Below are 11,032 nucleotides of genomic sequence, written 5' to 3'. Positions count from 1 at the left end.
GCCGCAAGGCGAAGCTCTGAACCTAAGCCCCGGTAAACGGCGGCCGTAACTATAACGGTCCTAAGGTAGCGAAATTCCTTGTCGGGTAAGTTCCGACCCGCACGAATGGCGTAACGACTTTCCTACTGTCTCAACCACAGACCCGGCGAAATTGAAGTACGAGTAAAGATGCTCGTTAGCTGCAGAAGGACGGAAAGACCCCGTGGACCTTTACTATAGTTTGGTGTTGGGTTTGGTCATGCGTTGTGTAGGATAGGTGGGAGACGAGGAAGCATGCACGCCAGTGTGTGTGGAGTCACCGTTGAAATACCACCCTGCGTATGACTGAGCTCTAACCCGCGTCCCTTGATCGGGATGGGGGACAGCGCCAGATGGGTAGTTTGACTGGGGCGGTCGCCTCCTAAAGAGTAACGGAGGCGCCCAAAGGTTCCCTCAGCCTGGTCGGCCATCAGGCGTTGAGTGCAATGGCACAAGGGAGCTTGACTGCGAGACTGACACGTCAAGCAGGTACGAAAGTAGGGCATAGTGATCCGGCGGTTGCGTGTGGAAGCGCCGTCGCTCAACGGATAAAAGGTACCCCGGGGATAACAGGCTCATCTTCCCCAAGAGTCCATATCGACGGGAAGGTTTGGCACCTCGATGTCGGCTCATCGCATCCTGGGGCTGAAGCAGGTCCCAAGGGTTGGGCTGTTCGCCCATTAAAGCGGTACGCGAGCTGGGTTTAGAACGTCGTGAGACAGTTCGGTCCCTATCCTCTGCAGCCGGAGGAAACTTGAGGAAGGCTGTCCCTAGTACGAGAGGACCGGGACGGACGTAGCTCTCGTGTGCCAGTTGTCCTGCCAAGGGCACGGCTGGTTAGCGACCTACGGAAGGGATAAGCGCTGAAGGCATCTAAGTGCGAAGCTCGTTCCAAGATGAGGTTTCCCACTGGGTCAACCAGGTAAGGCCCGTGATAGATCAACACGTTGATAGGCCGGAGGTGTACGCATGGCAACATGTTCAGCCGACCGGTACTAATCGGCCGAGGGCTTGGATCGACGAAGATGTTTGTGCTCGCTATGGAGTGCTCGAAGAGCAGCGGCACCGCCAGGTCTCTGGTGGGTGTCTGCGCCTTTGACAACACCCAAAGGTTTCGGTGGCGATGGCGGAAGGGTCACACCCGTTCCCATTCCGAACACGGAAGTTAAGCCTTCCAGCGCCGATGGTACTTGGGGAGAGATCCCCTGGGAGAGTAGGTCGCCGCCGGATTTCTTGGAGAGACCCCCGCCTTCGGGCGGGGGTCTCTTCGCGTCCGGGCGCCTTTCCGGTTCGGCGGGTGCGGTCGGTAGTGTGCCTCGGTGGCCCCTGCCGACGACGACCGAGACGACGACCGGCGGGGGAGCAGGGCGCGCCGTTCGGGTCCCGGCGGCCGACCGAGCGGGGCCGGCGCCTCCGGGCGACCCCGGACCGGTGCCGGCGGATCCCGCGGGCCGCGGGAGGGCGGGCCCCGCCCCGGTGGGGCGCGTGGCTCGGGTCGCCCCGGGGGGCGGCCGGGAGGGTCGCGCCCGGGGGGACGTCCGAGTGGGCGCCCCGGCAGCCGTGACCCCCGGGATCGCCCCGAGAGCGCAGCCGAGGCCGCCCGCAAGGCGGGGGCCAAGCGGGGGTGGGGCGGTGTGGCCCGGCGGGGCGCGGGGCGCATGGGCGACGACGTCCGGGGCGGTTCGGGCTCGGGTCGTGACCAACCCCGACGGCTCGGTCCGGACGGACGGCCGGTGCGGCGGGAGGAGTGGTCCCGGGACGGGGACCGTCGTCCCGGTGGGCGAGCGGGGGACCGCCCCCAGGGGCGGTCCGACCGACCGGCACGCGACGAGCGTCCGTCCTCCCCGCCACCGCCGTTCGGGCGCGAGGTGTGGGTCCGCGACGACGCCCCACCGGCCCAGACCCCGGCGAAGCGCAAGCGGGAGCGGTCGACCCCGATCGACACCGAGCTCGTGCGCTCGGAGCTGGCCCGCGCCCTCAGCCCGGCCAAGACCAAGCGGTACACCGACCGCGTCGGGGAGGCGGCCCGGGCCTTCGCCAACGAGCAGCTCGACGACGCCCGGCGCATCCTGAAGCCCATCGCCGCCGAGGCGCCCGGGGCGGCGACGGTGCGCGAGCTGCTCGGGCTGACCCTCTACCAGCTCGGGCGGTGGCGACCGGCCGCGGCCGAGCTCGAGGCCTTCCGCGACCTCACCGGGTCCGTCGACCAGAACCCCGTCCTCGCCGACTGCTACCGGGCGCTGGGCCGTCACACCGACGCCGAGGAGCTCTGGGAGGAGCTCCGCGAGGCGTCGCCCAGCGCCGAGCTGGTCGCCGAGGGACGGATCGTCGCCGCCGGCTCGCTGGCCGACCGGGGTCGGCTGTCCGACGCCATCCGGCTGCTCGAGTCGGCGCCCCGCGGCAAGAAGGCGCGCGAGCACCACCTCCGCACGGCCTACGCCCTGGCCGACCTCCGCGAGCGGGCCGGCGACGTGAGCCGGGCGCGCGAGCTGTTCGGGTGGATCTCCGGGGTGGACGCCGACTTCGCCGACGTCCGCCGCCGCCTCGACGCCCTGAGCTGAGGCGCGCCGCGCCGCTCCGCCCCTGACTGTCGTACCCCCGGCGTACGGTGGTGGGCACGGAGGTCCTCACCGCGACCCCGGTGCTTCCCCCTCACCCCAGCCCATCCTCTGCGTGTGAGGTGACGTCGTGAACGTCGTGATCCTGCAGGGCTGCCTGTCCAGCCCTCCGTCGACCCGGACCCTGCCGTCCGGCGACACCCTGGTGACCTTCGAGGTCACCACCCGTCCCCCCGACGGCCCGGCCGAGTCGGTCCCCGTGGCCTGGCCCGACGCCCCCCGCCGGGCCGCGGCCCTGCCCGCCGGCGCCGCGGTGGTCGTCACCGGCCGGGTGCGCCGCCGGTTCTTCCGCGCCGGCGGGGCCACCGCCAGCCGCACCGAGGTCGTGGCCGACGCCGTGCTCCCGGTCCGCCAGGCCAGCCGGGTGGCCGCCGCCGTGGAGCGGACCCTGGCCCGCGTCGAGGTCGCCCCGGCCGAGCCATGACGGGGTTCGTGGCCCGGGTCACGGTCGGCCAAGATGTGGGACCCACCGACAGCCACGTGAGGACGAACCCGCAGCATGAACAGCGAGCAGCTCGAGAAGGTCCGTCAGGGCAAGGGCTTCATCGCCGCCCTCGACCAGAGCGGCGGCAGCACGCCCAAGGCCCTCAAGCTGTACGGCGTCGAGGAAGACGCCTACGACGGCGAGGCCGAGATGTTCGACCGCATCCACGAGATGCGGTCCCGCATCGTCACCAGCCCGAGCTTCGGCGGCGACCGGGTCCTCGGGGCGATCCTGTTCGAGATGACGATGGACCGCCAGGTCGAGGGCGTCGACACGGGCGAGTACCTGTGGGGCACCAAGCAGGTCGTGCCCTTCCTCAAGGTCGACAAGGGCCTGGCCGACGAGTCCGACGGCGTCCAGGTCATGAAGCCGATCGACGGCCTCGACGACCTGCTCGGCCGGGCCGTGGCCAAGGGCATGTTCGGCACCAAGATGCGCTCGGTCATCAAGACGGCCGACGAGACCGGCGTCAACGCCGTGGTCGACCAGCAGTTCGAGATCGGTCGCCAGATCGTGGCGGCCGGCCTGGTCCCGATCATCGAGCCCGAGGTCGACATCCACAGCCCGCAGAAGGCCGAGGCCGAGGTCCTCCTGGAGGCGGCCATCCGGGCCCAGCTCGACGCCCTGGGCGACGACCAGCTGGTCATGCTCAAGCTCACGCTGCCGGAGACCGATGGCTTCTACCAGGCGCTGGTGGAGCACCCGAACGTGGTCCGGGTGGTGGCCCTGTCGGGCGGTTACAGCCGCGAGGACGCCAACGCCCGTCTGGCCCGCAACCCCGGGGTCATCGCCAGCTTCAGCCGGGCCCTCACCGAGGGCCTGTCGGCCCAGCAGTCCCAGGCGGACTTCGACGCCACCCTCGACGCCACCATCCAGGCCATCTACGACGCCTCCATCACCTGACCCCGCGCCGCCGGTCGACGGCGGCCGGGCGTCGCCCCGTCAGGCGCGGATCTGGGCCTGCAGGCGGCGGGCGGTGCCGCCGGTGATGGCGGCCTCGGCGGCCGGGCTCAGGTCCAGCGCGGCCACGGCGGCCCGGCACCGGGCCGAGGTGATCGGCGTGTTCGGCGCGTCCGAGCCGAGGAGGAGCCGGTCGGCGAGCCGCTCGGCCACCGCGCCCGTCAGCACCACGGGGCTGCGCACCACCGGGGTGAGGTCGGCGTGCACCTGGGGGTGGGCGTCCATCAGGGCCACGGCCGCCTCCGTCGCCGGGTGGGCGCAGTGGGCGAGGACGACGACCGCGTCCGGGTGGCGGGTGGCGACCCGGCCGACGGGGGCCAGCTCCGCGCCGTCGGTCTGGCCGCTGACGGCGTGACCCACGTGCACCACCACCGGGAGCCGGACCTCGGCGGCGTAGGCCCAGACGGCGTCGAGGCGCGGGTCGTCGGCGTCGTGGTCTCCGACCGAGCAGTGCAGCTTGAGCACCCGCGCCCCGAGGTCCTCGACCGCGGTCCGCACCAGGGCGAGCGGGTCGTCGTCGGCGGGGTGGACGCTGGCGCCCGGCACGACCCGCACCGGACCGCCGACGGCCGCCGCGGCGGTGGCGGCCGAGGCCTCGTTCACGCCGCCGGCGATGCCGGGCTTGTGGACGTACGGCAGGTGCCAGACCTCCTCGACGCCCTCGCCGGCCAGGCGGTCGAGGATGGCCCGGTGGTCGAGCGGGTACAGCTCGTCGGCCGTGAAGCCCTGGAGGAAGAAGTCCCGCACCTTCTCGCCCAGCCGCCCCGGCAACAGATGGACGTGGGCGTCGACGACCGGAGTCGGCGGGGTCAACGCGCCGCGTCCGGTGTCGGCGACGCCCGCCGCCAGGGTGGCGGGTGGGGTCGGAGGACGTGGACGTGGGCGTCGACGACCGGAGTCGGCGGGGTCAACGCGCCGCGTCCGGTGTCGGCGACGGTCACGGCTGCTCAGCAGCCCTCGACGGCGATGCCGGTGATCCGCTCGTAGGCCCCCGGATCGGTCGGGCCCTCGGTGTTGAGCACGAGGACCGAGCTGTCGGGCCCGATGTCCGCCTCGCCCGACGCCACGAGCTGGCGGAGGCCCGCCAACCCGGCCCCGCCGGTCTCGCCCGCGGTCACCCCCACGGTGGCCAGGTCTCGCATGGCCTGCTCGGCAGCGGCGTCGGACACGGCGACGAACCAGTCGGTGCCGGCGGCGACGGTCGGCCACGCCAGCTCGGAGACCATGCCGCAGTTGAGGCCGGCCATGATCGACCGGTGGGGGCCGGGCACCTCGACCGGGTGGCCGGCCTCGGCCGAGCGCAGGCCGCAGGCGGCGGAGAGGGGCTCGACGACGACGATCGTGGGCCGGTCGCCGCCGGTGGATCGCACGTGGCCGACGGTCGCCGCGGCCAGGGCGCCGACGCCCATCTGGGCCACGACGACATCGGGAGGGGGCGCACCGGTCGCGGCGAGCTGCTCGTCGACCTCGGCGAAGATCGTGGCGTAGCCGTCGATGACCCAGCGGGGGACCTCGGCGTAGCCGGGCCATGAGGTGTCCGACACCACCAGGTGGTCGTCGGACGCCAGGGCGGCCGACGCCGCGATGGCGTCGTCGTAGGTGCCGTCGACCACGTCGACCCTCGCCCCCTCGGACGCGATGGCCTCGATCCGGGCGTCGGCCGTGCCCGCCGGGACGAGGACGTGGGCCCCGAGCCCCAGGAGCCGGGCGGTGCGGGCCACGGCCCGGCCGTGGTTCCCGTCGGTGGCGGCGACGAGGGTGAGCGGCCCGAGCGGGACCAGGGCGGCGGCCAGCTCGTCGAGGGTGGCCCACGACGGCTCGGCCCCGAGGCGGGACACGAGCAGCCGGTACGACGCCCACGAGGCCCCCAGCATCTTGAACGCCGGGAGGCCCAGGCGCCACGACTCGTCCTTGACCCACAGCCGGCCGACGCCGAGGTCGGCGGCGAGGGGGGCGGCGTCGACCAGCGGGGTGGGCGCGTAGCCCGGCAGGCGCCGGTGGAAGTCCTGGGGCGACGGACCCCCGTCCCGGGCATCGGCGGGCAGGGGCCCGCGGCCCGGGTTGCGGAGGATCTCGCTCGTCACCGGGGCATCTTCACATGCCGGAAACCGGGAGTGCGTTGACAGATTGTTGAAGGCGCGTGAACGTGGTCCCGATGACCGACGCTCCCGCGCCCCCGATCTCCCCCGGCACGGCCCACGCCTTCACGGTCAACGGCGAGCCCGTCGTCGTCGGCGACGGCCAGCCCCACCTGCTCGCCGCCCTGCGCGACGAGCTCGGCGTGCTGTCGCCCAAGGACGGCTGCTCGCCGTCGGGGCAGTGCGGCTGCTGCACCGTCCTGCTCGACGGGAAGGCGGTGGTGGCCTGCCAGATCGGCCTGGAGCGGGCCGAGGGCAAGGAGGTCACGACGCTCGAGGGCCTGCCCGAGGCCGAGCGGGCCCGCTTCGCCGAGGCCTTCGCCGCGACCGGCGCCCTGCAGTGCGGGTTCTGCACGCCCGGCATCGTGGTGCGGGTCAAGGCGCTGCTCGACAAGAAGGGTTCAGGCCTCGACCGCGACACCGCCGCCCGCCACCTGGGCGGCCACCTCTGCCGGTGCACCGGCTACACCAAGATCCTCGACGCCGTCGAGGCCCTGGCGGCCGGCACCGAGACGCCCGTCGCCCTGCCCACCGGGGTGGGGGAGCGCGGTGTCCGCTACCAGGGCGAGGACCTGGCCCTGGGTGACAAGGGGTTCATCGACGACATCCAGGTCGACGGTCTCCTCCACGCCGCCGTCCACCTGGCCCAGCACGCCCGGGCCGACGTCGAGCGGATCGACACGAGCAAGGCCGCCGCCGTCGAGGGCGTCGAGGCGGTGCTGACCGCGGCCGACATCCCCGGTGAGCTGCGGGTCGGGCTGATCCACAAGGACTGGCCGGTGATGATCCCCGAGGGCGGGCGCACCTCGTACCTCGGCGACGTCCTCGCCGTGGTCGTCGCCGTCGACCGACCGACGGCGCGCCGGGCCGCCGAGCTGGTCGAGGTCACCTACCGTCCGCTCACCCCCTTCGCCACCGCCTTCGCCGCCCTGGAGAGCGACGAGCCCGCGGTGTGGGGCCTCGAGGGCAACGTCTTGTCCCGCTCGGCCTACGCCCGCGGCGACGTGGAGGCCGCCTTCGCCGACAGCGCCCACGTCGTCCGCGAGACGTTCACCACCCAGCGCGTCGAGCACGCCTTCCTCGAGCCGGAGTCGACCCTCGCGGTGCCGAGCCCCGACGGGGGGCCGCTCCACGTGTACTCCGGCGGCCAGGGCGTCTGGGACGACCGGGACCAGATCGCCTCGCTGCTCGCCATCGGCACCGACGAGGTCACCGTCGAGCTGGTGTCGAACGGCGGCGCGTTCGGCGGCAAGGAGGACATGTCGAACCAGGGCCACACCGCCCTGGCCGCCCACCTCCTCGGCCGGCCCGTCAAGTGCACCCTCAGCCGGGAGGAGTCCCTCCTCCAGCACCCCAAGCGCCACCCCATCCACATCGAGGCCGAGGGGGCGTGCGACGCCGACGGCCACCTCACCGCCCTGCGGTTCCGCATGGTGGGCGACTCCGGCCCCTACGCCAGCGTCGGGATGAAGGTGCTCGAGCGGGCCGCCGGCCACGCCAGCGGTCCGTACCACGTGCCCGCCATCGACGTGGAGGCCATCGCCGTCCGGACCAACAACCCGGTGTGCGGGGCGTTCCGCGGCTTCGGTGCCAACCAGGCCCAGTTCGCCATGGAGGGCCTGCTCGACCGGTTGGCCGAGGCCACCGGCCTCACCGGCTGGGAGATCCGCGACCGCAACGTCATCACGCCCGGTGCGGTGTGGGGGCCGGGCCAGATCATGGACGACGGGTGCAAGGGCGCCCGCACCTGCCTCGACGCGGTCCGGCCGCACGTCGAGGCCGCCGCCGCCGCCGGCAAGCCGGTCGGGGTCGGTCTGGGGCTCAAGAACTCCGGTCTGGGCAACGGCTTCCACGAGGTGGCCAAGGCCGTCGTCCGGTTCGAGGACGACGGCACCGTCGAGGTGCGCCACTGCTGGACCGAGATGGGCCAGGGCGTCCACACCGTCGCCCTCCAGGTCGCCTGCACCGAGCTGGGGATCGAGCCCGAGCGGGTGCGGGTCGTGGTCGACACCAGCCGCGAGCTGGGCAAGGGCCAGACCACCGGCAGCCGGGGCACCCTGATGGGCGCCGGCGCGGTGGCCGCCGCCTGCCGCGCCGCCCTCGCCGCCGACTGCGCTCCGGGGGTCGACCACGAGGGCAGCTACGTCGTCGACTGGACCAACAAGCTGGAGGAGGGGCTGGAGAACCCGGTCATCCACTCGACCTTCGGCTACGCCGCCCAGGTCGTGGTCCTGGACCCCGGCACCGGGGCCATCGAGAAGGTGGTCGCCGCCCACGACGTGGGCAAGGCGGTCAACCCGCTGCTGGTCGAGGGTCAGATCGAGGGCGCGGTGCACATGGGCCTGGGCTACGCCCTCACCGAGGACTTCCCCACCGACGACGACTGCCGGCCGACCACCACGACCCTGCGGGGGCTCGGGATCCTGCGGGCCAAGGACATGCCGCCGGTCGAGGTCATCCTCGTCGAGGAGCCCCAGCCCGACGCGCCCTACGGCATCAAGGGCGTGGGCGAGATCGGCCTGGTCCCCACCGCCGGGGCGGTGGCGGCCGCCCTCCACGCCCACGACGGCTCGTGGCGGTCGTCCCTCCCGATGCGGCGCGGCTGAGTGGCCATCGCGACCAGCGACGGGGCCGTCACCGGCGGCCTCGTCTGCTCCCACCACCACCTGTACTCGGCCCTGGCGCGCGGCATGCCCCCGCCGCCCCGCACCCCGACGAGCTTCCTCGAGGTGCTCGAGCTGGTCTGGTGGCGGCTCGACCGGGCCCTCGACCTCGACACCATCCGGGCGTCGGCCCGGCTCGGCGCCCTCGAGGCGCTGGAGTGCGGGACGACGGCCATCGTCGACCACCACAGCTCGCCCTCGGCCATCGAGGGCAGCCTCGACGTGATCGCCGAGGCCTGCGCCGAGGTCGGCGTGCGGGTCGTGTGCTGCTACGAGGTCACCGATCGCAACGGCCTCGACGGGGCCGCCGCCGGGCTGGCCGAGAACGAGCGGTTCATCCGGGCCGGGGGGCGCGGGCTCGTCGGCGCCCACGCCGCCTTCACCCTGTCGGACGAGACCCTCGACGCCGTGTGCGGGCTGGCGGCCGACCTCGGCGTGGGCGTGCACATCCACGTGGCCGAGGGCCCCGAGGACCTCGGCGCGGCCGAGCGGCTGGCCGACCGGGCCCGGGACGACTGGCTGCTGGCCCACGCCGTCCACCTCGACCGGCGCCTGCCCGGCACGATCCTGCACAACCCCCGGTCGAACCAGAACAACAGCGTGGGCTACGGCCGGCCGGCCCGGTGGGCGGCCGCCGGCCAGCGCGTCGCCCTCGGCACCGACGGCATCGGGGCCGACATGCTCGACGAGGCCCGCCTGGCCTTCGTCGCCCTGCGGGCCGACGACCTGACCGCCTCGCCCGAGGACGCCTGGGCCTGGCTCGAGGCCGGCTACGAGCTGGTGCCCGAGGCCGCCGACGACCGGGTCACCTGGTCCTACGAGCCCATGGACCCGTGGCACCTGGCCTACACGCCGGGCGTCCGGCCGGTGGAGGTCGTCGTCGACGGCGAGGTCGTCCTCGGCCCCGACGGGCCCACCCGGGTCGACGCCGCCGAGGTCCGGGCCCACGCCCGCGAGGCGGCCACCCGCCTCCACGCCGCCCTGGCGGCCATGCCATGACCCCACCCACGATCCGTTCTCGGTGGCAGATGGGGGACGTTCGTCCGAGATCTGCCACCGAGTTCGCCGACGACGGAGAGCAGTGATGGACCGAGTCGCCTTGTACCTGCAGGACGCCCACCCGATCCGGGACGGGATGCGCTACGCCCAGCGGGCCGAGGCCGCCGGCTTCGAGGCGGTGTGGCAGGCCGAGAGCCGGCTGGTCCGGGAGGCGACCGTCCCGCTGGCCGCCTTCGGGGCGGTGACCGAGACGATCCGGCTGGGCTCGGGCGTGGCCGACGTCTGGAGCCGCAACCCGGCCCGGCTGGCGGCCACCTTCTCGACCCTCGACGACCTCGCCCCCGGGCGGGTGATCCTCGGCCTGGGCGCCTGGTGGGACCCGCTGGCGGCCAAGGTCGGCATCACCCGGGCCAAGCCCCTCAGGGTGATGCGGGAGGTCGTGACCGCGGTGCGGGCCCTCCTGCACGACGAGACCGTCACCATGCACGGCGAGCACGTGCACCTCGACGGGGTCGAGCTCGACTACGTGTACCAGGACCGGCGGCCCAAGGACGTGCCGATCTACGTCGGGGCCACGGGCATGAAGATGATGGAGCTCACCGGCGAGATCGCCGACGGGGTCGTCCTCAACTACCTGGTGTCGCCCGACTACAACCGCCGGGCCATGGACGCCCTGGCCGCCGGGGCCGACCGGGCCGGTCGGTCGGTCGACGACATCGACCGGCCCCAGCTCATCGTGTGCTCGGTGCACGAGGACCGCCAGACCGCCCTCGACATGGCCCGGCTCATGGTCACCCAGTACCTGGGCCAGCAACCCCACATCATGAAGGCGTCGGGCGTGTCCCAGGACCTGCTCGACCGGGTGGGCGAGGTCCTGACCTGGCCGGCGACCCACGAGCAGGTCGAGGCGGCGTCGAAACTGGTGCCCGACGACGTGGTGCACCTCCTGACCGCCTCGGGCACCCCCGACGAGGCCCGGGCGGGCGTCCAGCAGTACATCGACGACGGGTGCACGTGCCCGATCCTCTACCCGCTGGGCGACGTCGACGCCATGATCGACGCCTTCGGGCGGTAGGCCGGCGCCTGGTCTCGATCAACAGTTTGTCAACGCTGTGTGAAGAGGGCGGCGCGACCGTTGCCCCCGGAGGCGGG

General features: G+C 73.0%; 8 protein-coding genes and 2 rRNA genes (1 of these 10 cut by a window edge). 8 read left to right on the top strand and 2 right to left on the bottom strand.

Translation table 11 applies throughout. The features are described from left to right. From HC251_RS12445 to HC251_RS12425, 5 genes are all read left to right on the top strand, one after another. Nucleotides 1–1,037 (top strand): 23S ribosomal RNA (locus tag HC251_RS12445); it begins 2,042 nt to the left of the window's first position. A gap of 94 nt (nucleotides 1,038–1,131) precedes the next feature. Continuing rightward, a 5S ribosomal RNA gene (gene rrf, locus HC251_RS12440) occupies nucleotides 1,132–1,248 on the top strand. Nucleotides 1,249–1,886: 638 nt separating this feature from the next. Further along, a complete protein-coding gene (locus tag HC251_RS12435; protein ID WP_219940937.1) occupies nucleotides 1,887–2,579 on the top strand; it encodes a lipopolysaccharide assembly protein LapB in 693 nt (230 codons plus the stop codon). Between the two features lie 127 nt (nucleotides 2,580–2,706). After that, entirely contained in the window at nucleotides 2,707–3,060 is a 354-nt protein-coding gene (locus HC251_RS12430; protein ID WP_219940936.1) for a single-stranded DNA-binding protein, read from the top strand. Nucleotides 3,061–3,135: 75 nt separating this feature from the next. Continuing rightward, nucleotides 3,136–4,023, top strand: a complete 888-nt coding sequence (locus HC251_RS12425; protein ID WP_219940935.1) for a fructose bisphosphate aldolase — start codon at nucleotides 3,136–3,138, stop codon at nucleotides 4,021–4,023. A gap of 39 nt (nucleotides 4,024–4,062) precedes the next feature. On the opposite strand, the gene HC251_RS12420 is transcribed toward HC251_RS12425, so the two are convergent. Both HC251_RS12420 and HC251_RS12415 read right to left on the bottom strand, forming a co-directional pair. Continuing rightward, on the bottom strand, nucleotides 4,063–4,893 hold the full coding sequence (locus HC251_RS12420) for an amidohydrolase family protein (RefSeq protein ID WP_219940934.1): 831 nt from the start codon (nucleotides 4,891–4,893) through the stop codon (nucleotides 4,063–4,065). Nucleotides 4,894–5,027: 134 nt separating this feature from the next. Further along, nucleotides 5,028–6,164: a diaminopropionate ammonia-lyase gene (locus tag HC251_RS12415; protein WP_219940933.1), complete on the bottom strand. Its 1,137-nt coding sequence runs from the start codon at nucleotides 6,162–6,164 to the stop codon at nucleotides 5,028–5,030. A 71-nt stretch (nucleotides 6,165–6,235) separates the two neighbouring features. On the opposite strand from HC251_RS12415, the gene HC251_RS12410 reads away from it, so the two are divergent. The 3 genes from HC251_RS12410 to HC251_RS12400 all read left to right on the top strand — a co-directional run bounded on the left by HC251_RS12410 (nucleotide 6,236) and on the right by HC251_RS12400 (nucleotide 10,955). Beyond that, nucleotides 6,236–8,824, top strand: coding sequence for a molybdopterin cofactor-binding domain-containing protein (locus HC251_RS12410; RefSeq protein ID WP_219940932.1), 2,589 nt, complete (start codon nucleotides 6,236–6,238; stop codon nucleotides 8,822–8,824). Then, nucleotides 8,825–9,880, top strand: a complete 1,056-nt coding sequence (locus HC251_RS12405; protein ID WP_219940931.1) for an amidohydrolase family protein — start codon at nucleotides 8,825–8,827, stop codon at nucleotides 9,878–9,880. A gap of 85 nt (nucleotides 9,881–9,965) precedes the next feature. Further along, nucleotides 9,966–10,955 (top strand): LLM class flavin-dependent oxidoreductase, encoded by a 990-nt coding sequence (locus tag HC251_RS12400; protein ID WP_219940930.1) that lies wholly within the window; start codon nucleotides 9,966–9,968, stop codon nucleotides 10,953–10,955. The last annotated feature ends 77 nt before the right edge of the window (nucleotides 10,956–11,032 follow it).

Source organism: Iamia sp. SCSIO 61187, from assembly GCF_019443745.1.
In the GTDB taxonomy this organism is placed as follows: Bacteria; Actinomycetota; Acidimicrobiia; order Acidimicrobiales; family Iamiaceae; genus Iamia.
This window is presented reverse-complemented; position numbering and strand designations above follow the sequence as displayed.

Excerpts from the sequence above, each read along its gene's own strand:
- HC251_RS12425 (WP_219940935.1), top strand. The coding sequence starts at position 3,136 with ATGAACAGCGAGCAGCTCGAGAAGGTCCGTCAGGGCAAGGGCTTCATC.
- HC251_RS12410 (WP_219940932.1), top strand. The coding sequence starts at position 6,236 with ATGACCGACGCTCCCGCGCCCCCGATCTCCCCCGGCACGGCCCACGCC.
- HC251_RS12400 (WP_219940930.1), top strand. The coding sequence starts at position 9,966 with ATGGACCGAGTCGCCTTGTACCTGCAGGACGCCCACCCGATCCGGGAC.